General features: G+C 72.1%; 19 protein-coding genes. 5 read left to right on the top strand and 14 right to left on the bottom strand.

Going from position 1 to position 24562, the window contains the following annotated elements:
• Window positions 1–3663, top strand: a 3663-nt coding sequence (locus ETD86_RS20125; protein WP_138667693.1) for a S8 family peptidase, incomplete at its 5' end; no start/stop codon positions are given.
• 58 nt (window positions 3664–3721) lie between these two features.
• Here the strand turns inward: ETD86_RS20125 and ETD86_RS20120 are convergent.
• From ETD86_RS20120 to ETD86_RS58260, 7 genes are all read right to left on the bottom strand, one after another.
• On the bottom strand, window positions 3722–5323 hold the full coding sequence (locus ETD86_RS20120) for an ABC transporter ATP-binding protein (protein ID WP_138667692.1): 1602 nt from the start codon (window positions 5321–5323) through the stop codon (window positions 3722–3724).
• On the bottom strand, window positions 5320–6387 hold the full coding sequence (locus tag ETD86_RS20115; protein WP_138667691.1) for a serine hydrolase domain-containing protein: 1068 nt from the start codon (window positions 6385–6387) through the stop codon (window positions 5320–5322). The genes ETD86_RS20120 and ETD86_RS20115 overlap by 4 nt, the downstream gene beginning before the upstream one ends.
• Window positions 6384–7547 carry an anhydro-N-acetylmuramic acid kinase gene (locus tag ETD86_RS20110; RefSeq protein ID WP_138667690.1) on the bottom strand — a complete coding sequence of 388 codons (1164 nt, stop codon included), beginning with the start codon at window positions 7545–7547 and terminating at the stop codon, window positions 6384–6386. The genes ETD86_RS20115 and ETD86_RS20110 overlap by 4 nt, the downstream gene beginning before the upstream one ends.
• Window positions 7544–8374 (bottom strand): ABC transporter permease, encoded by an 831-nt coding sequence (locus ETD86_RS20105; protein WP_138667689.1) that lies wholly within the window; start codon window positions 8372–8374, stop codon window positions 7544–7546. The genes ETD86_RS20110 and ETD86_RS20105 overlap by 4 nt, the downstream gene beginning before the upstream one ends.
• Entirely contained in the window at window positions 8371–9339 is a 969-nt protein-coding gene (locus ETD86_RS20100; RefSeq protein ID WP_138667688.1) for an ABC transporter permease, read from the bottom strand. Before ETD86_RS20100 ends, ETD86_RS20105 begins: the two co-directional genes overlap by 4 nt.
• On the bottom strand, window positions 9339–10880 hold the full coding sequence (locus ETD86_RS20095; RefSeq protein ID WP_138667687.1) for an ABC transporter substrate-binding protein: 1542 nt from the start codon (window positions 10878–10880) through the stop codon (window positions 9339–9341). Before ETD86_RS20095 ends, ETD86_RS20100 begins: the two co-directional genes overlap by 1 nt.
• Before the next feature lie 227 nt (window positions 10881–11107).
• Complete coding sequence (locus tag ETD86_RS58260) at window positions 11108–11308, bottom strand: hypothetical protein (protein WP_246148023.1); 201 nt, start codon at window positions 11306–11308, stop codon at window positions 11108–11110.
• Here ETD86_RS58260 and ETD86_RS20090 point away from each other — a divergent pair.
• Entirely contained in the window at window positions 11289–11840 is a 552-nt protein-coding gene (locus ETD86_RS20090; protein WP_246148022.1) for a MurR/RpiR family transcriptional regulator, read from the top strand. The genes ETD86_RS58260 and ETD86_RS20090 overlap by 20 nt on opposite strands.
• Here the strand turns inward: ETD86_RS20090 and ETD86_RS20085 are convergent.
• A complete protein-coding gene (locus tag ETD86_RS20085; RefSeq protein ID WP_138667686.1) occupies window positions 11837–12691 on the bottom strand; it encodes a hypothetical protein in 855 nt (284 codons plus the stop codon). The genes ETD86_RS20090 and ETD86_RS20085 overlap by 4 nt on opposite strands.
• A gap of 160 nt (window positions 12692–12851) precedes the next feature.
• On the opposite strand from ETD86_RS20085, the gene ETD86_RS20080 reads away from it, so the two are divergent.
• Both ETD86_RS20080 and ETD86_RS20075 read left to right on the top strand, forming a co-directional pair.
• Window positions 12852–13763, top strand: a complete 912-nt coding sequence (locus ETD86_RS20080) for a sulfotransferase family protein (protein ID WP_138667685.1) — start codon at window positions 12852–12854, stop codon at window positions 13761–13763.
• A gap of 75 nt (window positions 13764–13838) precedes the next feature.
• Window positions 13839–15470, top strand: a complete 1632-nt coding sequence (locus ETD86_RS20075) for an arylsulfatase (protein ID WP_170223170.1) — start codon at window positions 13839–13841, stop codon at window positions 15468–15470.
• Between the two features lie 35 nt (window positions 15471–15505).
• On the opposite strand, the gene ETD86_RS20070 is transcribed toward ETD86_RS20075, so the two are convergent.
• The 5 genes from ETD86_RS20070 to ETD86_RS20050 form a co-directional block, all read right to left on the bottom strand.
• Entirely contained in the window at window positions 15506–16042 is a 537-nt protein-coding gene (locus tag ETD86_RS20070) for an NUDIX hydrolase family protein (protein ID WP_138667683.1), read from the bottom strand.
• A 134-nt stretch (window positions 16043–16176) separates the two neighbouring features.
• Window positions 16177–17178: an NrfD/PsrC family molybdoenzyme membrane anchor subunit gene (nrfD, locus tag ETD86_RS20065; protein ID WP_211370177.1), complete on the bottom strand. Its 1002-nt coding sequence runs from the start codon at window positions 17176–17178 to the stop codon at window positions 16177–16179.
• A complete protein-coding gene (locus ETD86_RS20060; RefSeq protein ID WP_138667681.1) occupies window positions 17175–18095 on the bottom strand; it encodes a 4Fe-4S dicluster domain-containing protein in 921 nt (306 codons plus the stop codon). Before ETD86_RS20060 ends, nrfD begins: the two co-directional genes overlap by 4 nt.
• Before the next feature lie 3 nt (window positions 18096–18098).
• Window positions 18099–21305: a formate dehydrogenase gene (gene fdh / locus ETD86_RS20055; protein ID WP_138667680.1), complete on the bottom strand. Its 3207-nt coding sequence runs from the start codon at window positions 21303–21305 to the stop codon at window positions 18099–18101.
• 70 nt (window positions 21306–21375) lie between these two features.
• Window positions 21376–22797: a rhamnulokinase gene (locus ETD86_RS20050; protein WP_138667679.1), complete on the bottom strand. Its 1422-nt coding sequence runs from the start codon at window positions 22795–22797 to the stop codon at window positions 21376–21378.
• A 131-nt stretch (window positions 22798–22928) separates the two neighbouring features.
• Between ETD86_RS20050 and ETD86_RS57070 the strand changes: the two genes are divergently transcribed.
• Entirely contained in the window at window positions 22929–23498 is a 570-nt protein-coding gene (locus ETD86_RS57070) for a hypothetical protein (protein ID WP_211370176.1), read from the top strand.
• Here the strand turns inward: ETD86_RS57070 and ETD86_RS20040 are convergent.
• The gene (locus ETD86_RS20040) at window positions 23481–24500 is read right to left on the bottom strand and encodes a LacI family DNA-binding transcriptional regulator (protein WP_138667678.1); all 1020 of its coding nucleotides are present in this window, start codon (window positions 24498–24500) and stop codon (window positions 23481–23483) included. The genes ETD86_RS57070 and ETD86_RS20040 overlap by 18 nt on opposite strands.
• Between the last annotated feature and the right edge of the window lie 62 nt (window positions 24501–24562).

The raw sequence follows: 24562 nt of genomic DNA, 5'->3' as shown, positions 1-24562 counted from the left end.
GTGGTGGCCGGCGTCCTGCTCCTGGCCGCCGGGCCGCTCTCGGCCTCCGGCGCGCAGGCGTCGCCGGTGACGTTCAAGGCCACGGCCGCGGGCGACGAGATCACCCTGATCACCGGTGACCGGGTGCGGGTGACGGCCGTGGACAGCGAGCACAGCACGGTGACGGTCACTCCAGTGCCGCGGGCCGACGGCTCCGTGCCGGCGTTCCAGGTGCTGGAGGCGGACGGCGCGGTGAGCGTCATCCCCGACGACGTCGCCGCCCTGGTGCCGGAGCGGCTCGACAGCGCGCTGTTCAACGTGACGGAGCTGGCCGCGCAGGACTACGGCGCCGACATCCCGCTGATCCTGGACTACGCGGAGAACACGCCCAAGGCCGCGATCCCGGCCTTGAAGCAGGTCCGCACCCTGGAGAGCATCGGCGCCGCGGCCGTGACGGTCGCCGCGGCGGACGCGCCCAGGCTGGGCGCGCAGCTCACCTCGCCGCGGGCGCGTGCCGCGGGGCCGCTGGCCGGCGTGTCGAAGATCTGGCTCGACCGCAAGGTCACACCGGTGCTGGAGCACAGCGTGCCGAAGATCGGCGCTCCCGCGGCGTGGTCCGCCGGGCACGACGGCGCGGGCACCACGGTGGCCGTGCTCGACACCGGCGTGGACGCCGGACACCCCGACCTGGCGGGCCGGGTGACCGGCCAGCGCGACTTCGCCGGCGGGGACGTCACGGGCGACCCCCACGGCCACGGCACCCATGTCGCCGCCACGGTCGCGGGCGCCAAGGGAGTGGCGCCCGGCGCCCGGCTGGTCAGCGGCCGCGTGCTCGACTCCACCGGTTACGGCCTGTCGTCCTGGATCATCGACGGCATGGAGTGGGCGGCCGGTGAGCAGCACGCCCAGGTCGTCAACATGAGCCTCGGCGCCAGCGAGGCGGGCGGCCCGCTCACCGACGCGCTCTCGCAGCTGACGAAGAAGCACGGCACCCTGTTCGTCGTGGCGGCCGGCAACGACGGCTGCGACCAGTGCGTGGGCACCCCTGGCGACGCCCCCGAGGCGCTGACCGTCGGCGCGGTGGACCGGGAGGACCGGCTCGCCGACTTCTCCAACCGCGGCCCGGTCGTCGCCGACCAGGCCGTCAAGCCGGACGTCACCGCGCCCGGCGTGGACATCGCCGCGGCCAGGCCGGGCGGCGGCCACGTCGCGATGTCGGGCACGTCAATGGCGGCCCCGCACGTCGCGGGCGCGGCCGCGCTGCTGCGCCAGGCGCGGCCCGGCATCACGAGTGGCGAGCTGAAGTCCCTCCTCATGGCCACCGCCACGCCCGGAGCGGACATCCCGGTCGACGCGCAGGGCGCGGGCCGCATCGACGTGGCCGCCGCGCTCAAGGGCACCGTCGTGGCCTCGCTCGGCTCGGCCAACTTCGGCCGGCTCGCGACAGGCGAACGGAAGACCCTCACCGTGACCTACCGCAACCTCGGCCAGGCGCCTGCCGAGGTGGACCTGACGAGTGGCGCGGCGTTCACGGTCGAGCCCGCGAGGCTGACCGTGCCCCCGGCGGGGACGGCCGAGGCCACGGTCACGATCACGGCGGCCGAGCCGGGCCGGCTGCGCCAGGAGCTGACGGCCGCCGTCGCGGGCGGCCCGCCGGTGCGCACCCTGCTGACCGGCCTCGTCGAGGACCGCCGCGTCGAGCTGCGGGTACGCGGCATCGCCAGGGACGGCCGCACCGCACGCGGCGGCTTCACCGTGCTCAACCTCGACGAGGGCACCCTGGTCGGCCGCGTGCTCCCCGGCAACCCGGCACAGCCGTGCACCGACCAGAAGTACGGCACCGGCACCTGCCTGCTGGTCAAGCCCGGCACCTACTCCGTGCTCGGCCACGTCTTCACCATGCCGGCCACCCAGGACAGCACCGCCGGCGGCAAGCCGCTCAACGAGAGCCTCCTCGGCGACCCCGAAATGGAGATCACCGAGGACACCGAGGTCGTGCTGGACGCCCGCAAGGCCGTCGAGGTCGAGATCGTGACGCCCGACCACAAGACCAAGCGGAACACCGGCGCGGCCGCCGCCCTCATGTGGTACCGCGCCGGCGAGCAGGGCACCGCGCTCCGCGGCGGCACCACGATCTCGCCCGGCGCGCACATCGAGGAGCGGCTGTTCGTCCAGCCCACCAGGAAAGTCACCAAGGGCGTCTTCGCCGTCGCCACCCGCTGGCGGCTGAAGGCCCCCGAGATCGCCTTCACCGCCCCAGGGCTCCGCCTGGAGCCCCAGTACGTGGACCCGGTCCAGTTCAGCGACTTCTCCACCGAGTACCCGCGCCTGGACGGCACCCGGCTGCTCATGGCGGTGGACGCGGGCCGGGGCGGCGCCGAGGAGATCCAGGCCCGCGACCTGCGCGGGAAGCTGGCCGTCATCCGGCGCACCGACGGCGTTCCGGTCTCCGCCCAGGCCAACGCGGCCGCGGCCGCCGGGGCGGCGATGGTGGCGGTCTACAGCGACCGGCCCGGCGCCGACGTCACCACCGGCGGCAACATGGTCAAGCTCGCCGTCCCGACCGTCCGGCTCACGTACGAGGAGGGACGGAAACTCATCGAGCGGCCGGTGCCGGTCCTGGCCAAGGGCGTCGTGGCCAGCCCGTACGTGTACGACCTGTACCTGCGCGAGCAGGGCCGGGTCCGCGACCGGCTCGCGTACGTGGTCCGCGCCCGATCGCTGGCCAGGATCGAGACCGGCTACCACAGCCAGCTCGCCGATGACGTGACCGTGAACGAGGCCAGGTTCGCCTTCGAGCCGTGGGACACCCTGTCGATCTCCACCAACCACCCCATGGCCGAGGTGCCGCGTACCCGGATCGACTACGTCACCCCGGATCCCGAGGTGCGGTGGACCTCGTCGGCGATCAGCCCGGAGCGGTCCTACAACAACATGTGGCCGCACCCCGACACGCCGCGCGTCTCGGTGTCCTCGCCGGACCTCCGCCCCTACGCGGCGGGAGAGCGGGTCCGCCGCACGGTGTTCAAACAGCCGCTCCTGCCCGGCGTCAACCCGCGCAACCCGTTGCGCAGGGAGGGTGACCGGCTGCGGCTCTCGATGCAGGGCTTCGTGGACGCGGACGGCAATTACGGCGAGGCCTACACCAGCCCGTACGAGCGCGGCCTGAAGACCGACTTCCGGCTCTACCGGGGCGACACGCTGCTGGTGCAGACGAACCATCTGCCCTCGGGGACGGCGACGCTGCCGGCGGAGCGGTCCTCGTACCGGATCGAGTACGAGCTGGCCAATGAGGCCGAATGGGCCAGGATGTCCACCCGCACCAAGGCCGTCTGGACGTTCACCTCGGAACGGGCCGCGCAGACCACGGTCGTCCCGCTGCTGCTGGCGACGTTCGACGCGCCGGTGGACCTGAGGAACCAGGCCGCCTCCCGCCGGCTCGGCGTGCGGCTCCACCACCAGCAGGGCGCCGAGCAGAGCACGATCCAGAGCGTGTCGCTGGAGGTGTCGTACGACGACGGCGCCACCTGGAGGCCGGCCCGCCTGCGCGACACGGGCGATCGCGGCTACGAGACGACACTGGACCGCTCGCCGTCCGGGTTCGTCTCGCTACGGCTCACCGCCTCCGACGTCGCGGGCAACACGCTGACGCAAGAGGTGATCCGCGCCTACGCCGCACGCTGAACGCCGTGCACGAGCGTCACGAGCCGGCAGGCCGAGCAGAGCGCGCCCTGCCACGTCTTCACACCGTCCACTGTGCACCCGGGATCGCGGCCAGCAACTCGCGGGTGTAGTCGTCGGCGGGATCGTCGAAGATCTCGTCCGTCGTGCCGCTCTCCACGATCCGCCCGCCGCGCATCACGTGCACCGCGTCGGAGATCATCCGTACCACGGCCAGGTCATGGCTGATGAACAGGTAGCTCAGCCCCAGCTCCCGCTGCAGCTCGGCGAGCAGCTCCAGGATCTGCGCCTGCACGATCACGTCGAGCGCCGAGACGGCCTCGTCGAGCACGACCAGCTCCGGCGAGAGCGCCAGCGCCCGCGCGATGGCCACCCGCTGGCGCTGGCCGCCGGACAGCTCGTGCGGCAGCCGCTCGCCGAGCGAGGCCGGCAACGACACCTTCTCCAGCAGCTCGGCTGCGCTCCTGCGGCGCTCGGACGCCGTGCCGACGCCGTGCACGCGCAGCGGCTCGATGATCGACTTCTCGACCGTGTAGCGGGGGTCGAGCGAGGCGTACGGGTTCTGGAACACCGGCTGCACCCGCCTGCGGAACGCGAACAACTCGCGCCGCCCGAGCCCGGCCAGGTCCGTGCCGTCGAAGCGGATGCTGCCCGCGGTGGCGTCGTCCAGGCCGAGCAGCAGGTTCGCGGTGGTCGACTTGCCGGAGCCCGACTCGCCCACGATCGACACGGTCCGCCCGCGCGGGATCGTGAACGAGACCGCGTCCACCGCGGTCAGCTCCTCACCCGTGCCTCTGATCGGGAACACCTTGCGCAGGCCGTCGACCACCACCAGGTCCGGCGTGGCCGGCTCCGGCCGGGCCACCCGCGCCGACGACAGGCTCGGCACGGCCCGCAGCAGCCGCCTGGTGTACTCGTGCTCCGGCTCGGTCAGGATGCGCGCCGCCGGCCCCGTCTCGACGATCTCACCCTGGTACATGACGGCCACCACGTCGGCCCGCTCGGCCGCCAGCGCCAGGTCGTGCGTGATGAGGAACACGGCCGTGCCCATCTCCGCGGTGAGCTGCGCGAGCTGGTCGAGGATGCGCCGCTGCACGGTCACGTCCAGCGCCGACGTCGGCTCGTCGGCGATCAGCAGCCGCGGCCGGCAGGCCAGCCCCATGGCGATCAGCGCCCGCTGCCGCATGCCGCCGGAGAACTCGTGCGGGTACTGCCCGATCCGCCGCGCCGGGTCGGGGATGCCCACCATGTCCAGCAGCTCGAGCACACGCGCCCGTGCCGCCTTCCCCGCGGCCACGCCGTGCACCTCCAGAGCCTCGGCGATCTGGTCGCCGATCCGCATGAGCGGGTTGAGGTTCGACATCGGGTCCTGCGGGACCAGCCCGATGCCGGCGCCGCGGATCGCGGTCATCTCCCGCTCGCTCGCCGTCGCCAGGTCGCGTCCCTCGAACACGACCCGGCCCGAGGTGATGCGGCCGTTGTCCGGCAGCAGCCGGTTGACCGCGGCGGCCGTGGTGGACTTGCCCGACCCGGACTCGCCGACCACCGCGACGGTCTGGCCCGGCATGATCTCCATGGAGACGTTCTTGACGACGGTGACGTCCTGCTTGCGGGTGCGGAAGGCGACCGACAGGTCGCCGATCTCCAGGAGCGGGCTATTCATACGGTCCTCGATCGTTCCGTGGTGGCCTGCAGCAGGCCGTGCCAGAGGTCCTCGGTCGGCGTCGGGGCGCCCGCGACGAGCAGGCGGTTGCCGGCCACGACCAGGGCGACGTCCCGGCCGGGCACGAAGCCGATCGCGCAGCCCACGTAGCCCGGGTGGCCGAGCACGGTGACCGTCTCGCCCGCCAGGTCCAGGGCGTACCGGCGGAAGCCGAGCGCCTGCTCCGGGTCCGGCCCCGGGGCGAAGAACTCCCGGGCGACCTCGGGCCGCCACAGCCGGTCGTGCTCCTCGTACCGGGACAGCGCGGCGCAGTATTTGAGCAGGTCGGGCACGGTCGAGAAGAGCCCGGCGTGCCCCGCGACGCCGTCGAGGGCGTGGTAGGCGTTGCCGTCGGCGACCTGGCCGAGCACGGGCTCGCGCCGCCAGCGGGTGAAGTCGGTGCTGCGGTAGGGGACCGGGTACGGCCTTCCGGTGTCGAGCATGGCCATCTCGACCCGGTCGTCCAGGGCGCTCATGGCGACCTCGGTGCCCGTGGGACGGGCGTACGTGGTCTGGGTGAGGCCGAGCGGCCGCGTGACCAGCTCGGCCACCGCCCGGTCCAGCCGCAGCCCGGTCGCGGCCGTGACGATCCGGCCGAGCAGGATGAACCCGAGGTCGGAGTAGCGCCGCGCGCGGCCGGGCCGGTAGCGCGGCGGCGGCAGGTCCGGCTGGATGTAGAGCGGCCACCACTCCCACAACCCGCCCCGGTGCAGCAGCAGGTCCCGCACGGTGATCACCTCGTAGGACCGCGGCAGGTACGCGCTCAGCGGCGCGTCCAGGTCCACCAGCCGCTCCGACACCAGGCGGATGAGCGCCGTCGTGGTCGCCACGATCTTCGTGACCGAGGCCAGGTCGTGGTAGGTGTCGAGGGTCATGGGCGCCTCGCCGGCGCGCTCGCCGCCCGCCCAGCGCACGGTCCGGTGCCCGGTGCACTCGGTCAGGTCGAACCAGGGTGTCCGCGCGGCCATGATCAGGCCCGCGGGCGGCTCGTGCGGGGCCTCTCCGGCGATGGGAACCGCGTTCATCGGGTCAGCACCAGCGAGCGCGGCGGCTCGGCCATGGGGGCGGGCAGGACGAGCGGGCCCGCGCCCGGCGTCAGCGTGCCGAGGATGCGCGTGGCCCGCGCGCCCGTCCCGCCGGGGACGGTGCCGGGCAGGCCGTGCGCGGTCAGCCAGCCGATCAGGGCGAACGCGATGGCCTCCTTGTCGTCGGCGGGCGCGCCGTAGGCGTCGGACGGCGCCACGTCCACGCCGGGCAGCGCCGCACGCAGCCCGCGCATGATGACCGGATTGCGGCACCCGCCACCCGAGACGACCAGCGTGCTCACGCCGGCGGCCCGCACGTCGTCGGCGACCGTCCGCACGGTCAGCTCGGTCAGCGTCGCCACGAGGTCCGCGTCCCCGACCCGGGGAGCCACCTTGGCCAGAGCCGCCTCCACGTAGTCCAGGTGGAAGAGCTCCTTGCCGGTGCTCTTCGGGACGGGCAGCCGGTAGTAGGGCTCGTCGAGCAGCTCCTCCAGCAGCCGGGCGTCGACCCGCCCGGACGCCGCGATCGCGCCGTCCGCGTCGAACCCCCGCCCGTTCAGCCGCCTGCTCGTCACCACGGCGTCGATCAGCGCGTTCGCCGGGCCGATGTCATAGGCGACCAGCTCGCCCTCGCGCACGACGGTCATGTTGGCGATGCCGCCCAGGTTGAGCGCGCCCGCGCCGCCCGCGTGCCCGCCCAGCAGCAGCCCGTCCAGCACCGACACCAGCGGCGCCCCGTGCCCGCCCGCCGTGATGTCGCGGATGCGCACGTCCGACAGCACGGGGACGCCGGTCCGCTCGGCGATCCACGCGGGCTGCCCGATCTGCAGCGTGCCCCGCGCGTGCGTGCCCTCCACCCAGTGGAACACCGTCTGCCCGTGCGACACGATCAGATCGACGGGCCCGCCCCGCTCGACCGCCTCGGCGGCGGCCGCGGCGAAGGTCTGCCCGATGAGCGTGTCCAGCTCGCACACCTTCGCCAGCGTCGTCCCGGCCGGCGGCAGCGCCGCGATCAGCCTGGCCCGCAGCTCGTCCGGGTACGGCGTGCTCGCCGTGTGCCCGACCCGGCCCGCCAGCACGTCACCGGTGCGTGCGAAATCGACGACGGCCACGTCGATGCCATCGTGCGAGGTGCCGGAGATCATCCCGAGAACCTTCATGAGCGCCTTCCTCGGTTGCGCGGGTCGAGAGTGTCACGCAGGCCGTCGCCCAGCAGGTTCAGCCCCACCACGAGCAGCACGACGACCGCGCCCGGCGCGATCAGCGTCCACGGGGCCACGAACACCAGGCTGCGCGCCTCGAAGATCATAGAGCCGAGCGACGGGGCGGGCGGCGGCGTGCCCAGTCCGAGGAAGCTCAGCGACGCCTCCGTCAGCACCGCCCACGACAACGACAGCGCCACCTGGACCACGATGATCGAGGTGATGTTCGGCAGCACGTGCCGCAGCATGATCTGCCAGCGGCTCTGCCCGGTCGCGACCGCGGCCTTCACGTACTCGATCTCCCTGAGCGACAGCACGGGGCCGCGGGTGACGCGGATGAAGATCGGCACGTACACGATGGCGATCGCCACGGCGATCGTGAACCAGTTGCGGTCCAGCACCGCCGCCAGCGACAGCGCCAGCAGCAGCGGCGGGAACGCGAACAACACGTTCGTCACCCCGCCGATCGCCCCGTCGGCCCAGCCGCGGTAGAAACCCGACACGAGCCCGCCGAGCGTGCCGATCAGGGTCGCGAACGCCACGGCGACGACCGCGATGAGCGCCGAGTTCCCCACCCCGGCCGCCACCCGCGAGAACACGTCCCTGCCGAACTGGTCGGTGCCGAACAGGTGCGCCCCCGACGGCGCCTGGAACCGCGCCGGCGGGTTCTGCGCGATCGGGTCGTACGGCAGCAACCCGAAGGACGCCAGCACCGCCACGCCGGCCAGCACCGCGAGGACGGCCGAGCCCGCCAGCGCGGCGGGGCTCCTGCGCAAGGCCGTCACGACGCCCTCACCCGCGGGTCGATGATCCGGTAGAGCACGTCGGTCAGCAGATTGACCAGCACGAACGCCAGCGCGATCACCAGCACCGTGCTCTGCACCACCGCGTACTCCTTCTGCTGGATGCCCAGCAGCACCTGCCGCCCGATGCCCGGCACGGAGAAGATCTGCTCGACCACGACCGCGCCGCCGAGCAGGTAGCCGAACTGCAGGCCGGTCATCGTCACGATCGGCACCAGCGCGTTGCCGAGCACGTGCCTGACCTGCAAGCGCCGCTCCGGCACGCCCTTGGCGCGGGCGGTGCGCACGAAGTCGTGCGAGCGCACCTCCAGCACCGCCGCGCGCGTCGTGCGCAGGATCGGCGCCGCGATCCCGAAGCCGAGCACGAGCGCCGGCAGCACCATCTGCTGCAGGTTGAGCAGCGGATCCTCCAGCAGCGTCGCGAACCCCTGCCCGTTCGGGTTGAACCCGAACGACGCCGCGGAGATCGACAACAGCGTCGTGGCCAGCAGGAACGCCGGGATCGACAGGCCCGCCAGGCTCACCGCCTGCCCGACGGCGTCGCGCGGGGCACCGGCCTTCGACGCCGACACCATGCCGAGCGGCACGCCGATCAGCAGCGCCAGCACGATCGAGAGCACCGCCAGCTCGAACGTCACCGGCAGCGACTGCACCGTCAGGTCGAGCACGCTCTGCTGGTTACGCGCCGAGTAGCCGAAGTTCCCGGTGAACATGTTGCCCAGCCACGAGAAGAACTGCGTGACCAGCGGCTGGTCGAGGCCGTAGTAATGCTCGAGCGCCGCCCGCTGGGCCGGGGTGAGCGCGGCCGCCTCGGTGCCGAGCCCCGCCGTGATCTGGTCGCCGGGGATCGCCCGGAGCATGACGAACACGAACACGGCCACCCCGAACAGGGTGCCGAGCGTGCCCGCCACCCGCCGGACGACGCGGTTGCGTACGACAGCGCGCATCAGCCGGTGGACGTGGTGCGCAGGTACTGCAGCGAGCCGTTGGCCATCGGGACGAAGCCTTGCACGCCCGCGGTCGTGGCGGTGTAGGTGTAGCCGGCGAACAGCCAGATCCAGGCGGCGTTCTCCTCCAGGTGGGCGCCGACCTGGTCGTAGATCGCCTTGCGGGCGGCCTGGTCGGTGGTGGCCTTGCCCTCGGCGAACAGCTTGTCGAGCTCGGGGGAGCTGTAGCCGGCGACCTTGTTCAGGTTGCCCTTGCTGGTGAAGTAGCGGCCGTAGGAGCCGTCGGGGTCGGGGCGGCCGCCGTTCAGCGCGACGGCCGCGTCGAAGTCGGCGGCCACCCAGCGGTCCACGAACGCGCCCGACTCCAGCACCTCCAGCTCCAGGTTGATCTTGGCCTCGGCGAGCTGGGCCTTGAGGTTCTGGGCCTCGTTGACGGAGGTCGCGTACTCGCCCTGGGAGACGATGGCCTTGACGGTCACCCCGCCCGACTTGCCGGCCTTGCCCAGGTACTCGGCTGCCTTGGCGAGGTCGCGGTTCGGGCAGGGGCGCTTGTTCGGGTCCGACTTGAACGCGGGGGCCGTGATCGGCCCGGTCACCTCGCCCTCGCCGAGCGCGGCGGTGTCGAGCACCTGCTTGCGGTCGATCGCGCACTGCACGGCCAGGCGCACGTTGACGTCCTTGAGGTCGCCGCGCCGCGCGTTGAGCTGGAGCACGTGGTAGCTGAGCTGCGGCGTCTTGGCGACCGTGATCGTGCCGCCGCCCTCGGCGGTCTGCGCGACCAGCGGGTCGTTGAAGACCGCCAGCTGCACGTTGCCCGACTGCATGGCCGAGACGATGGACGACTCGTCGGGGATCACCCGGAACTCGATCGTGGGCGCCTTCGGCTTCTCGCCGCCCCAGTACTTGTCGTTCCTGGCCAGAGTGATCGACTGGCTGGGCACGCGCTTGCTCAGCGTGAACGGCCCGGTGCCGTTGGGGGTGGAGTTGAGCTTCTCCTCGGTGTCGTCGGAGGAGAGCATCGCCATGTTGACCGTGGCCAGGTTGGCGGGCAGCGCGGCGTCGGGACCGGTCAGGTTCAGCACCACCGTGGCCGGGTCGGGCGCCTCGACGGACTTCACCGACGACAACGACGCCATGGCCACCGCCGCGGTGGCCTCGTCCATGATCTTGTCGAGTGAGTGCTTGGCGTCCTTGGAGTCGAACGCGCTGCCGTCGGCGAAGGTGACGCCCTGCCGCAGCTTGAGCGTGAGCGTCTTGCCGTCCTCCGACGTCTCCCACGACTCGGCCAGACCGGGCACCACGTTGAGGTCCTTGTCGAACTCGGTGAGCGTCCCGTACAGGTTCTGCAGCACGTTGACGGCCTGGAACTGGGTGGCCTTCCAGGGGAAGAGAGTGTCCGGGTCGGAGGTGACGCCGACCACGAGTCCCTTGGCGGCGGGCGCGCCCGTGCCGGTGGCGGGCCCGGAGGAGGACGAGCAGCTGGTGAGGGCGATGGACAGCGCAGCCGTGAGGGCGACCGCGGAGAACGCGCCACGGGGCATGTGGCCTCCTCGGGCAGTAGGTCATAAAATTACGCAGACCATACAAGGACTTCAGCGTGATCTATCGAGTGGCCTCAGGATTTCACGCATCGTGGTGTTGGTGTTACGCGTAGCGATGCGATGACGGGATCGAACGCACCCGGCCTGCCGGGGTACGGCTCTTGCGATCTGCTATCGGCACCGCGACGCGGCATGGCCTGCCATGCCTGGGCAGTGAGTCACGCTGCCTAATGCGGCCCGACCGCCGAAACCATCGGCGCGAGGAGCTGCAAGCTCGGTTCCGTCAGGGCCGAGAAGCTGACGATCGACCTGACCAGCCAGGAGGAGCTGGCCACGTCGAGCCTGCCCGAGGCCTCGGGCAGGCTCGACCGCCACGACAGCCTGGAGGGCATCGTCTCCAAGGTGGCGATGAACGAGACGCTGTCCATCGCCGACACCGCCCGCTCGCTGGACATGGCGGCCCTGGCCAAGGCGGTGGCGCTGCTGGGGGCCGCGCGCAGGATCGACACGTTCGGCGTCGGCGCGAGCGCGCTCGTCGGGCTCGACCTGCAGCAGAAGTTGTCCCGCATCGGGCGCACCGCGATCAACTGGCACGACCCGCACTCGGCCTGGACGTCGGCCGCCACGCTCGACGGCACGTGCGTGGCGGTGGCGGTCTCGCACTCCGGCGCCACGGTGGACACCGTCGAGTTCCTCTCGATCGGCCGCAACTCCGGGGCGGCGACGGTCGCGATCACGAACTTCCGCGACTCGCCGCTGGCCGGCGCGGCCGACGTGACGCTCACGACGGCCGCGCGGGAGACCAAGTTCCGATCCGGCGCGCTGGGCAGTCGCATCGCCCAGCTCATGGTGGTGGACTGCCTGTTCACGGGGGTCGCGCAGGCCTCCTACGACGAGTCGATGGAGGCGCTGCGCGCCACGTACGCGGTCGTGCACGGCCGCGTGGTCAAGCGGGCCTAGGCGCCACGCTGGACCGTCTCGCAGTCGACGTTGACCGGGTCGAGCGCGAAGCGGTCCGCGATCGCCACGTCGCCGGTGCCCTCGCCGCAGCTGACGGAGTTCTCGGCGGCCTGGTCCTGGACGTTGACGACGTCGTTGCCGTTGCCCCCCGACACCGTGTCCCGCCCGTTCCCGGCCGTGATCTCGTTGTCCTGGCCGTCGCCGGACAGGCGGTCGCCGAAGGAGCTGCCGATGAGGTTCTCGACCTGGACGTTGTCCTTGTCGGCCGGGCGGCTGCCATCGGCGTCGCGGCCGTCGTTGGCGGCGAGGTCCAGGGTCACGTGCACGCCCGTGTTGCCCGTCGGCCCAGTGGCCGGCACCCCGGCGTAGGTGGCGGTGTCCTCGCCGAGGCCGCCGGCGTACATGATCTCGCTCGTCGCGGCGCCGATGGCGCCCACGCTGCGGCTGGGGCGGAAGGTGTCGTTGCCGCCTTCGCCCTCCACGGTTCCCTTCAGCGGGACGAGCGTGCTGAACGTGTCGGCGCCGCCGCCCAGCCGGGCGGAGATCAGCGTGATGCCGACCGAGCAGCGCACGGTGGTCGGGTTGTTCGGGACCGCGACGCAGCCGCCGGCGGGCGAGATGCTCACCGAGTCGCTGACCACCAATGCGTTGGTGCCGGACTCGAGCGAGATCCGGACGCCGTTGGCGTCCGCTGAGCCGACGTAGTTCAGCTGCAGCCGGCCGCCGACGTTGCTCACCGAGGCGCTCGAGGTCCCGGCGGCCGCGTGACCCGTGCCGGGGAGCGCGGCGAGCGCGCCGACCACGAGGCCGCTCAGTAGAGAAAAGTGCATCGCTCGCTTGAGCGTGCGCATGGCTCCTCCTATGGAGTCGATGTTGGTTGACGGGCTCCATAGTGCGGCCGGAACATTGTTCTGCTCTGCGTCTTTCTGCACGCATGATCTGTATTCCTTGCAACATGTTCACAGGCCGGATTCACCTGCGGTTCACTGGCCGTCTCTACCTTGTAGAGCCATGAACTGGAAGTACCGGGCCAACGCGACGCTTGAGGGCCTCACGGGTTACACCTTGACGCGGAAACTGCACAAGGAGCCGCCGAAGCCCCCGCCCCCACCCCCGCTGGAGCTGCAGCGGCTTCCCGGCGACACCGTGCGTCCGCCCGTCGACCCGGCGCACGACCGGCTGCTGCGCGAGCCGGTCTTCCTGCTGTCGTCCGTGCGGTCGGGCTCCACGCTGCTGCGGGTCATGCTCAACAGCCATTCGCGGGTGCACTCGCCGATCGAGACGCACTTCAGGCGGATCACCGTGGGCCTCGGCACCGACCCCGTACGGCAGGCCATGGAGGCGCTCGGTCACCACCACAGCGACATCGAGCACATCGTCTGGGACCGCATGCTGCACAGAGAGCTGACCCGCAGCGGGAAACCGATCCTGGTGGAGAAGACGCCGAGCAACGTGTTCGTCTGGCGGCGCATCGCGACCTGCTGGCCGGACGCGCGGTTCATCTTCCTGCTGCGCCACCCGGCGTCCATCGTGCAGTCCTGGCACGAGGCAGACCCGGAGAAGCGGCCCATGGAGGAGGCCGTGCCGCGCACGCTGAGCTACATGACGTACCTGGAGGAGGCCCGCACCCACCTGGACGGGCTGACCATGCGGTACGAGCAGCTGGTCGCCGAGCCGGAGGCCGAGTTGCGCCGGCTCTGCCTCTTCCTCGGCGTCGAATGGGAGCCGGGCATGCTCACCTACGGCAACAAGGAGCACGGCGCCTTCGTCAAGGGCATCGGCGACTGGCGGGACAAGATCCGCAGCGGCACCGTCGTCGCCGGCCGGCCGCTGCCGGCACCCGACGAGGTGCCCGAGCCGCTGCACGAGATCTGCCGGAAGTGGGAGTACCTGTCTCCTGGCCTGAACCAGTCCGCACAGTAACGGTTGCAGGTCTGTGACAGAGTTTCGTCCGCCGTTTGCCCGCCGTTCGCCCTGGGCTCCGATATTGTGCCCGTCGTGATCAACGGGCCTTCGCGCCGTGCCTTAATCGCCGGAACCTTCGCCAGTCTCGCCATCCCCTCATCGGCGGCCGCCGCCGAGCGCGGCGGCCTGCCTTCGCGTCCCAACATCGTCGTCATCCTGGCCGACGACCTGGGCTGGGGCGAGATCGGCGTGCAGGGCCAGCGTCTGATCAGCACGCCGAACCTGGACCGCATGGCGGCGGAGGGCGTGCGGTTCGAGGCCGCGTACTCGGGGGCGCCGCTCTGTGCCCCCTCGCGCTGCGCCCTGCTCACCGGTCTGCACGCCGGGCACGGCACCGTACGCGAGAACCCCGAGGGCGGGCCGCAGCTCTCGCTCACCGACGCCGACCTCACCTTCGCCGAGCTGCTGCAGCTGTCCGGCTACCGGACCGCCTGCGTCGGCAAGTGGGGATTCGGGCCCGAGCAGCCGGACCAGGTCTCGCACCCGAACCTGCGCGGCTTCGACGAGTTCTTCGGCTACATCGGCCACCGCCACGCCCACCAGTACTTCCCCGAGTACCTGTGGCACAACGGGGTCAGGGTGCAGCTGGACGGCAGGTCGTACGCGCCGCACCTGTTCCGCGAGCGGGCGGTCGAGTTCATCCAGGAGGGCGGTGAGGACCCCTTCCTGCTCTACTTCGCCACCAATCTGCCGCACTCGCCCAGCGTGATCGCGGGCGACGCCGGGCCGTACGAGGACCGGCCGTGGAGCGGTCCCAACCGCCGCCACGCAGCGCAGGTGGCCAGGCTCGACACCGACGTCGCCGCGCTGCTGCGCGCGTTACGCGACGCGGGCGTGGCCGAGCGCACGCTCGTGCTGTTCACCAGCGACAACGGCCCGCACCGGGAGAAGGGCGTGACGCCCCGGCTGTTCAACTCCAACGGCCCGTTCCGCGGTGACAAGCGCGAGGTGTACGAGGGCGGCATCCGCGTGCCGCTGATCGCCTGGTCACCGCGGCTGCGGCCGCGCGTGGTCAAGCAGCCGGTGGCTTCCTGGGACGTGCTGCCGACGCTGGCGGACCTGGCCGAGGCGCCGGTCCCGGCGCACCTCGACGGGATCTCCTTCCGCGGCCTGCTCACCGGCGCGGGCGCCCCCCAGCACGAGCACCTGGTGTGGAACCGGCCGCGCAAGGCCCAAGCCATCCGCCGTGGCCGGTGGAAGGCCATCAGGTTCGCCCCGAACATCGCCGGCGCCGGGCCGGACGGCCGGATCGAGCTGTACGACCTGGCCGCCGACCCGGGGGAGCGGCTCGACCTCGCCCCGGCCCGGCCCGACCTGACCGACGAGCTGATGATCGCGCTGGATGAGTCGATCGGGCCCGACCCGCGCATCCCGTACGGGCTGAAGACCCAGATCAGCGGTAACGAGATCGTCGTGACCCTGCACAACGGCTCCACCATGCCGTGGAACGAGGTCAAGCTGGGGCTGGACGGGCTGCGCAAGGTCCGCGCGCACACGGTGGCGCGGGTCGATCCGGGGATGGCGATCGCGGTCGGGTTCCAGCTGCCGGCCCGGAGCCGGGGCCGCGTCATGGTCCTCGCCGACTTCGAGGCCGGCGGCAGGCCACAGCTCTTCCGCAAGGTGCACCGCACGAACACCTTCCCCGCCGACGTCCTCGCCCGCTGACCCGGTGCCGTCGCCGCCTGACCCGCCCTAAAGCCTCACGGGAGGCAGCCGACGTGCGCGAGGGCCTGCTTCAGCAGCACTCCCTGCCCGCCGGCCATCTCCTGCTGCACCATCGGCGACGCCGCCTCCTCGGGCGTGAACCACACGAGGTCCAGCGCGTCCTGCCGGGGCCGGCAGTCGCCCGCGACAGGGACGATGTAGGCCAGGGACACGGCGTGCTGGCGCGGATCGTGATACGGGGTGACGCCCGGCGTCGGGAAGTACTCGGCGACGGTGAACGGCTGCGGGGACGCCGGGATGTGCGGGAGGGCCACCGGACCGAGGTCCTTCTCCAGGTGGCGCAGGAGCGCGTCGCGGACCCGCTCGTAGTAGAGCACGCGTCCCGAGACGAGCGCCCGGCTGACCGTTCCGTCCGACGCGATGCGCAGCAGCAGGCCGACGCGGGTGACCACGCCGGTGTCGTCGACGCGCACCGGGACCGCGTCGATGTAGAGGATCGGCAGCTGGCCGCGGATGGACTCCAGCTCTTCCGGCGGCAGCCAGCTGGGCGTCGTTTCGGTCTTTTCGGTCATTGGATGATCGTACGTCCCCCCGCTCTACCGGCGTACCGGGACCGCGTCCGGCAGGGCCCGACCGGCCAGCCACGACGCCGTGCAGATGATCATCACGAAACCCAGGAAAGGCAGGTACTCGACGATCTTACGGTTCATTGGAGATCACGCTCCGCTCTCGCTCTCGACAGCCGCCTGCGTTGCGGCTGGATGGTGTACTTCGGGTCGTTGGCCGACTCCATCCCTGCACGGAAGATGCCGAACCGGGTGCACGCCGACCCCGCCAGCAGGGCGGCGCCCGCCGCGCCCGCCGCGACCCTGCTGCGCCGGCCGAACGCGATCCCGGCCAGCGCGCCGGCCAGCGACAGCGCCTCGCCCGCGCGCAGCAGCCTGCTGCGTTTGAGCGGCTCGGCCAGCGGGCCGAGCCGCCGCTCCATCCGGAGGGCGGCGGCGCACTCCGCCGCCGCGCCGAGCAACGCCGCCCGCCGGGCCGGGCCCGCCTCGTCCGGGGGCGCGGCCAGCATGCCGAGACCGCCTGCCGCCGCGGCGGCCGAACCGGCGAACAGGAACGGCATCTCGCGGTACCCCTCGTGCCAGGCGGGCACGGCGGTGTCGCAGATCAGCGCGGCGGTGTAGGTGGCCACGGCCGGGCCGACGAGCCCGGCTCCGATCGTGGCCGCCCGGCCCAGCCGGGGCAACCGCCCCGTCAGGGCGGTGGCGGCCGCGCAGCCGGCCTGCGGGCCGTACGCGGTCAGGAGCCACGTGCCGACGCTCATCGGCGAGGTCACCTTGAACACGCGCAGCATGTTGACGAACCGCTCGGGGCGGCCGAGGTCGTGGATCAGCGAGTACAGCGAGCCGCCGACCGCGCACAGCGCCCCCGTCTTGGCCGCCCTGGCCAGGCGCGGGCGCCCGGTCAGCTCGGCGGCGGCAGCCAGCGTGGACGACGCCCCGGCCAGGCCGCCGAGGAACAGGTAGCCGGCGATGTCGGCCGCCTGCCACGTCGGCTCGTTCAGCACCGGCCGGCCGTAGTAGGAGCCGGGTTCGGGCTGCGCCGTCGCGGGGCGCAGCGGCCTGGGGCCCGCCGACCCCGGCGTGGCCTCGCGCTCGGTCCGCACCTCCGCCGAGCCGTCCAGCCGCACATCGGTCTGACTCATGCTCTCCTCCGTGAGATCGCCGTGCCCGCCCATGCCCGCAGCGCCGCGGTGGTGGAGTCCGCGGTGGTGGAGGCCCCAGCGGTGGACGCCGTGCCCGGCCGCCGGAGCCAGGCCGCCGCGGCCATGCCCGCCAGGAGGGCGAGGGCGGCGGTGGCGGTGTGGCGCCACATCGCGGGCAGGTCCCGCGTCGTCACCACGGGGTCGGGTGGCAGGCCGTACACCTCGGGCTCGTCGAGCAGCAGGAAGAACGCGCCCATGCCGCCCACCCCGTCGCCGGTGTCGTGGCCGTACAACCGGGCCGACGTGACCCCGGACGCGCGCACCTGCTCCAGCCGCCGCTCCGCCCGCTCCCGCAACTCCTCCAGGTCACCGAATTGGATGGAGTCCGTCGGGCACGTCTTGGCGCAGGCCGGCTCCTCCCCGGCCCCGAGCCGGTCGTAGCACATGGTGCACTTGGCCGCCGTGCCGCCGCCGGCGCGCTCCCGCTTGCCGATCACCCCGAACGGGCAGGCGGGCACGCAGTAGCCGCAGCCGTTGCACACGTCCTCCTGCACCACCACCGTCCCGTACTCGGTCCGGAACAACGACCCCGTCGGGCACACGTCCAGGCAGGCGGCGTGCGTGCAGTGCTTGCACACGTCGGACGCCATCAGCCAGCGGAAGTCCTGATCGTTCAGCCCCGGCTCCTGGTGGCCGAGCGGCCGCCGCTGCTCGATGAACGCCACGTGCCGCCAGGTGTCCGCTCCCAGCCCCACGGTGTTGTCGTACGACATGCCGGTGAAGGTCAGCCCGTCCTCGGGGACGGCGTTCCACTCCTTGCACGCCACCTCGCACGCCTTGCACCCGATGCAGACGCTGGTGTCGGTGAAGAACCCCACCCGACCGGCGCCGATCGCCTCGTCCAGGTCGAAGGCCATCGCTCAGGCCTCCATTCCGGTCTCGCCCGTCACGCCGGCCCGCCGCCGGTAGGCCATGACGAGCTCGGGCAGCGCCGCGCCGCGTGGCCGCCGCCCCGGCCGGATGTCCGCCGACAGCGCCTTGACCTCCTGGATGTGGGAGTTGGGGTCCAGCGAGATCGACGACAGCTCGTTGGCCGCGTCGCCCCTGGCCAGCCCATTCGGCCCGTAGTGGAACGGCAGCCCGATCTGGTGCAGCGTCCGCCCGTTCAGGTGCAGCGGCGCGATCCGGTCGGTGACCAGCACCCTGGCCTCGATGGCGTTGCGGGCCGTGACGATGGTGGCCCACTCGCCGTGCACCAGCCCCCGCTCGGCGGCCAGCTCGGGCGACACCTCGCAGAACATCTCCGGCTGCAGCTCCGCCAGGTACGGCGTGTGCCGGCTCATGCCGCCCGCGGTGAAGTGCTCGGTCAGCCGGTACGTCGTGACCACGTACGGGAAGACCGAGGCGCCCGGCTCGTCCCCACTCGGGTGGTACCGGTTGTCCTCGTGCGGGTAGAGCCTGCGGGCCGGGTTGCGCTGGTGCCCGTACAGCGGGTTGGCCACCGGCGAGTCCTGCGGCTCGTAGTGCACCGGCAGCGGCCCGTCCACCACCCCGGCGGGCGCGAACAACCAGCCTTTGCCGTCGGCCTGCATGATGAACGGATCGATGCCGGACAACGCCGCCACGCCCCGCGCGTCCGGCGGCGGCCGGTAGTCCGGGCTCTTGTCCACCTCGAAGTCGGGCACGTCATAGCCGGTCCACCGGCTCCCGTCCCACCAGACGAGCTTCTTCTGCTCGCTCCACGGGCTGCCGTCCGGCCTGGCCGAGGCCCGGTTGTAGAGGATGCGCCGGTTGGCCGGCCACGCCCACGCCCATTCGGCCGCGATCCAGTCCTGCTCGGAGCCCGGTTTGCGGCGGGCGGCCTGGTTGACGCCGTCGGCACGCACGCCACAGTAGATCCAGCAGCCGCACGCGGTGGAGCCGTCGTCCCGCAGCTCGGTGTAGCCGGACAGCGGCCGCCCCGCCGCGTCCCAGCCGTTGATCTCCGCCTGCACCGCCTCCGCGTCCGGCTCGGCCGTCGCACCCGCGACCGGGTAGTCCCAGGTGAGGTCGAGTATGGGCGCGTCCATCGGGTCCTGCGAGCCTGCCAGCTTCTGCCGGATGATCCGCCCCAGGTGGTACATGAACCACAGGTCGCTGCGGGCGTCCCCCTCGGGCTCGACGGCCTGGTGGTGCCACTGCAGCAGCCGGTTGGTGTTGGTGAAGCTGCCGCTCTTCTCGGTGTGCGCGGCGGCGGGCAGGAAGAACACCTCGGTGCCGATGTCCTCGGTACGCAGCTCGCCCGTCTCGATCTCCGGGCCGTCCTTCCACCAGGTGGCGCTCTCGATCAGGGCGAGGTCGCGTACCACCAGCCAGTCCAGTTTCGCCATCCCGAGGCGCTGCATCCTGGCGTTGGCCGACCCGACGGCCGGGTTCTCGCCGAGCAGGATGTAGCCCTTGCAGGTGCCGTCGAGCTGCGCCAGCACGGTGTCGTACGTGCTGTGCGACCCCGTCAGCCTGGGCAGATAGCCGAACGCGAAGTCGTTGTCCGCCCGCGCCGCCTCGCCCCACCACGCCTTGAGCAGGCTCACCAGGTAGGCGGGCATGTTGGCCCAGAACCCCTTGGGCGGGGAGTCGGCGTGCAGGTAGTCGCGCAGCCGCTCGTGCTCGTGCGCGTACGGCATCGGGATGTAGCCGGGCAGCAGGTTGAACAACGTCGGGATGTCGCTGGAGCCCTGGATGCTGGCGTGCCCGCGCAACGCCTGGATGCCGCCGCCGGGCCGGCCGATGTTGCCCAGCAGCAGTTGCAGGATGCTCGCCGCCCGGATGAACTGCGAGCCGTCGCTGTGTTGCGTCCACCCCACCGCATAGACGAACTCCGCCGTCTTGTCCGGCCCGGAGTTCTCCGTCAGGTGCCGGCACACCTCCTCGAACAGCTGGCGCGGCACCCCGCACGTGCGCTCCACCATCTCCGGCGTGTACCGGGCGAAGTGCCGGCGCAGGACTTGCAGCACGCAGCGCGGGTGGCGCAGCGTGTCGTCCCGTCGCGGCGTGCCGTCCATGGGCGCGCCGAGGCTGCCCTGCGCCTCCGAGCGGTCCGCCCGCCGTTCGAAGTCCTGGTCCCTGGCGCCGGCCGCGGGGACCACCTCCATGCCCTCGTACTGCCAGGTGCCGTGCTCGTAGGTGTGGTCGTCGGGGTTGAAGCCGGAGAACAGGCCGTCGAGGTCCTCGGCGTCGCGGTAGTCCTCGCGCAGGATGGTGGCCGCGTTGGTGTACTCGACCACGTACTCGCGGAAGAACAGCTCGTTCTCCAGCACGTGGTTGATGATCCCGCCGAGGAAGGCCACGTCGGAGCCGGCCCGGATGGGCACGTGCAGGTCGGCCAGCGCGCTGGTGCGGGTGAACCGCGGATCCACGTGGATGATCACCGCGCCGCGCGCCTTGGCCTCCATCACCCACTGGAAGCCGACCGGATGGGCCTCGGCGAAGTTGGAGCCCTGGATGACCACGCAGTCGGAGTGCTGCAGGTCCTGCATGAAGGTGGTGGCGCCGCCGCGGCCGAACGACGTGCCCAGGCCCACCACGGTCGAGCTGTGGCACACCCGGGCCTGGTTCTCGATCTGCACCACGCCGAGCGCCGTCAGCAGCTTCTTGATGAGGTAGTTCTCCTCGTTGTCCAGCGTGGCGCCGCCCAGGCTCGCGATGCCCATCGTGCGGGCGGTGCGCCGGCCGTCCCGCTCCCACTCCCAGGTCTCGCGCCGGGTGGCGATGATCCGGTCGGCCACCATGTCCATGGCCGTGGCCAGGTCGAGCTCCTGCCAGTCCGCCGCGCCCGGCGGCCGGTAGAGCGCCTTGTGGAGCCGTCCGGGCCCGGTGGTGAGCTGGAGGCTGGCCGCGCCCTTCGGGCACAGCCGCCCTCTGCTGACCGGCGAGTCGGGGTCGCCCTCGATCTGGACGACCTTCCCCTCACGTACGTACACGTTCTGGGCGCAGCCCACCGCGCAGTACGGGCACACCGACTTGACCACCCGCTCGGCGTCGGCCGTCCGCGCCCGCAACGTCTCCGTGCGGGCGGACTTCACCGCCTGTCCCCGCCCGTACAAATCCTTGCCGGTCAGCTGCCGCAGTAGCGGCCACGCGAAATCCATGACGCCCCCCGATGCCCCTGGTCCGACTCCTCCCCTTCTCGGACAAGACGAAAACCCAGGTCAGAGGGGGTCAGAAAACGCGCGATGCGGCCTCGTCCCAAGCGCCGACGTCGCCGGACGGCTCGTAACGGCGCAGCGGCTCGGCCGCCGCCACCAGCGACCGCATCTCCGCCAGATCGGACACCAGCCCCGCCGCGCGGGCCTGCACGAGCACGTTGCCGAACGTGGTGGCCTCCGCGGGCCCGGCCACCACCGGCAGTCCGCAGGCGTCCGCGGTCAGCCGGCACAGCAGCTCGTTGCGGGACCCGCCGCCCACCAGGTGCACGACCTCGACGTCGCGCCCCGACAGCTCCATGGCCTGCCGCACCGCCAGCCGGTGCCCGAGAGCCAGGCTCTCCAGCACGCACCGCACGTACGCCGCCGGAGTGGCCGGCGGGCGCTGCCCGGTGCGGCGGCACTCGCCCGCGATCCTGGCCGGCATGTCGCCCGGCGGCAGGAACACCGGCTCGTCCGGGTTCACCACGGCCGCGAAAGGCCGCTCGCCCGCCGCCGCCTTCAGCAGGTCGCCCAGGTCTGAGCCCGGCCAGGCGCGCAGGCACTCCTGCAGCAGCCACAGCCCCATGACGTTGCGCAGATAGCGGACGGTGCCGTCGATGCCGGCCTCGTTGGTGAAGTTCGCGGCGCGGCTCTCCGGCGTCAGCACCGGACCCGGCAGCTCCACACCGGCCAGCGACCACGTCCCGCAGGAGATGTACGCGAACGCCGGGCCGGTGGCGGGCACCGCGGCCACGGCCGAGGCGGTGTCGTGCGAGCCCACCGCCCTGACCGGCGCCGACCAGCCGATCTCGGCGGCCACCTCACGCCGCAGCCCGCCGATCGCCTCGCCCGGCTGCCGCAGCGGCGGGAAGATCCCGGACGGCAGGCCGAGCCGCTCGATCAGAGGTGACGCCCACTGCCTGGAACGCACGTCGAGCAGGCCCGTCGTCGAGGCGTTGGTCACCTCCGCGCCCAGCTCACCGGTCAGCCAGTAGCCGAGCAGGTCCGGGATCAGCAACATCGTGGCCGCCTGGTCCAGCCGGTCGGTCAGCAGCTGGTAGATCGTGTTGAAGGGCAGCACCTGCAGCCCGGACACGTCGTACAGCGCCTCGGCGCCGACCTCGCCGGCCACCCGCTCGGCCACGCCGCGCGTGCGGTCGTCGCGGTAGTGGACCGGGTTGCCCAGCAGCGCGCCCGTCTCGTCCAGCAGCCCGTAGTCGACCGCCCACGAGTCCACGCCGATCGACGACACCGGGCCCGCGGCCCGCAGACCCGTCAGGATCTCGCGGTAGAGGCCCAGGACGTCCCAGTAGAGGCGGCCGGCCACGCGTACCGGGCCGTTGGGGAAACGATGTGCCTCGGTGAGCTTCATCCCCTCCAGCCCATCGGTCAGTTCGGCCAGCATCACCCGGCCACTGGAAGCGCCGAGATCCACGGCGGCGAAACGGCGACTCATCTTGAATGTGGCGCGGAGACCGGTCCTTCAGGACCGAGCAAGCGCCACCCTCCTTTCGAAAACAATATGGAAAAACCCAGACGGAGACCTTCGTCTCCCGGCCGGCCTGGCAGCAGCGCACCTTCACCGTGGTGGAGCTGCACCGGCTCGCCTACTACCCAGCGCGCGCACAGTTCGCCGGGCTGGGCGCGCAGGCGGCCACCCGGGCCATTGCCCGCGTGGCCGGCGCCCACGCCGACCTGCGCGCCACCAAGAAACGAGCCCACCTGCTCCGCCTGTACGGCGCCATCCCCTACGACGCACGCCTGCCGAGCTGGAACCGCGACGCCCGCACCGTCTCGCTGATCTTCCGGCGTGGGGTGTGGCTGTCGCAGGGCGCCGTCACCCTGCCCCAACCCGCGGTGCGCGAGCCGGTCAACGGCTTCCTCGGGGTGGATCAAGGAGTGGCGAACCTGGCCGTCACCAACGACGGCGCGGTGCTGCCCGGCCCGGCCCCGTCCGGGCGCGAGCACCGGACGATGACCGACCTCAACCACACCGGCTGCGGCCTCGCTGGGCACGCCGATCACATCGCGGCCCGCAACATCGCCGTACGCGGCGTGGCGGGCTGGGCTGTTGTCAACCAGCCGCACGCTACCGGCCTCCCTTCAGCCAGACGGGACCGCGAGAGCAGACCATCGGCTTCACCCGGTGGCAGTTGACTGCGTCGACTCCCTCGCGACCAGCTCCGGCTGGAACATGATGTGCTGGTGGGCGTGCGTCTCGGGATTGTCGCACTCGTCGAGCAGCAGCTCAGTGGCGATGCGGCCGAGCTGGTACGTGGGCTGGCGCATCGAGCTCAGGGAAACCGTCGAGGCGGCGGCGAAGTCGATGTCGTCATAGCCCATCAGCGCCACCTCCTCGGGCACCCGCACCCCGGACCGGAGCAGCGCCCGCAGCACGCCGAGAGCGAGCAGGTCATTGGCGCAGAACACGGCCTCGGGCAGGGCGCCGCCGGACATCAGCTCGGCGGCCGCCTTCTCACCCGCGCGGGCCGTCATCGTGGTCGACTCCACCACCCGCAGCTCGTCGGGGTCGAGCCCGGCGGAGCGCATCGCCTGCTTGGCGCCTTCCCGGCGCTCCATGCACTGCCTGATGGTCAGCGGGCCGGTCACGTACGCGACGCTGCGCGCGCCCTTGGACAGCAGGTGCGCGACCGCCGCCCGGCCGCCCGCCACGTCGTCCACGGCGACCGCGCACTGGTCGGGCCGGTGCGCCGGGTGGTCGACCAACACCACGCTGATGCCGTTCTCGCGCAGCCGGTCCAGCCTGCCGGGGTCCTCGCCGGACGGGGTGATCAGCACGCCGCGCACCCGGTGCTCGGCCAGCACCCGCAGGTTGCGGTCCTCCTTGTCCTGCGAGCCCGCCGAGTTGCCCAGGATGACGGCGTAGCCCAGCTCGCTGGCCACGTCCTCGACCCCGGCCGCGACCTCGGTGAAGAAGGGGTTGCCGATGTCGATCACGCTCAGGCCGATTGTCCTGCTGTATCCGGCGCGCAGGGTCGAGGCCGAGCCGTGCCGGACGAACCCCAGCTCGCTGATGGCGGCCTCCACCCGCTCCCGCGTGGCGGGCGCGACCTTGCCTGGCCGGTTCAGTACGTTGGAGACCGTGCCGGGGGAGACGCCGGCGTGCGCGGCGACCTCCTTGATGCTGACCATGGCCATGGAGCCCAATTAAAACGTACAAACGCCAGCGACGCCACACGATCGTGCCGTCGCCGAAGGCC

It is taken from the genome of Nonomuraea turkmeniaca (genome assembly GCF_005889735.1).
GTDB classification, from domain to species: domain Bacteria; phylum Actinomycetota; class Actinomycetes; order Streptosporangiales; family Streptosporangiaceae; genus Nonomuraea; species Nonomuraea turkmeniaca.
Note: the sequence above shows the minus strand (reverse complement) of the source record. Positions and strands in the feature narration are given on the sequence as shown.

Bases quoted from the DNA above. Each gene is read 5' to 3' on its own strand.
- ETD86_RS20120 (WP_138667692.1), bottom strand. From the start codon at position 5,323: ATGAATAGCCCGCTCCTGGAGATCGGCGACCTGTCGGTCGCCTTCCGC.
- ETD86_RS20115 (WP_138667691.1), bottom strand. From the start codon at position 6,387: ATGAACGCGGTTCCCATCGCCGGAGAGGCCCCGCACGAGCCGCCCGCG.
- ETD86_RS20110 (WP_138667690.1), bottom strand. From the start codon at position 7,547: ATGAAGGTTCTCGGGATGATCTCCGGCACCTCGCACGATGGCATCGAC.
- ETD86_RS20100 (WP_138667688.1), bottom strand. From the start codon at position 9,339: ATGCGCGCTGTCGTACGCAACCGCGTCGTCCGGCGGGTGGCGGGCACG.
- ETD86_RS20095 (WP_138667687.1), bottom strand. From the start codon at position 10,880: ATGCCCCGTGGCGCGTTCTCCGCGGTCGCCCTCACGGCTGCGCTGTCC.
- ETD86_RS20090 (WP_246148022.1), top strand. From the start codon at position 11,289: ATGAACGAGACGCTGTCCATCGCCGACACCGCCCGCTCGCTGGACATG.
- ETD86_RS58260 (WP_246148023.1), bottom strand. From the start codon at position 11,308: ATGGACAGCGTCTCGTTCATCGCCACCTTGGAGACGATGCCCTCCAGG.
- ETD86_RS20085 (WP_138667686.1), bottom strand. From the start codon at position 12,691: ATGCGCACGCTCAAGCGAGCGATGCACTTTTCTCTACTGAGCGGCCTC.
- ETD86_RS20080 (WP_138667685.1), top strand. From the start codon at position 12,852: ATGAACTGGAAGTACCGGGCCAACGCGACGCTTGAGGGCCTCACGGGT.
- ETD86_RS20070 (WP_138667683.1), bottom strand. From the start codon at position 16,042: ATGACCGAAAAGACCGAAACGACGCCCAGCTGGCTGCCGCCGGAAGAG.
- nrfD (WP_211370177.1), bottom strand. From the start codon at position 17,178: ATGAGTCAGACCGATGTGCGGCTGGACGGCTCGGCGGAGGTGCGGACC.
- ETD86_RS20060 (WP_138667681.1), bottom strand. From the start codon at position 18,095: ATGGCCTTCGACCTGGACGAGGCGATCGGCGCCGGTCGGGTGGGGTTC.
- fdh (WP_138667680.1), bottom strand. From the start codon at position 21,305: ATGGATTTCGCGTGGCCGCTACTGCGGCAGCTGACCGGCAAGGATTTG.
- ETD86_RS20050 (WP_138667679.1), bottom strand. From the start codon at position 22,797: ATGAGTCGCCGTTTCGCCGCCGTGGATCTCGGCGCTTCCAGTGGCCGG.
- ETD86_RS20040 (WP_138667678.1), bottom strand. From the start codon at position 24,500: ATGGCCATGGTCAGCATCAAGGAGGTCGCCGCGCACGCCGGCGTCTCC.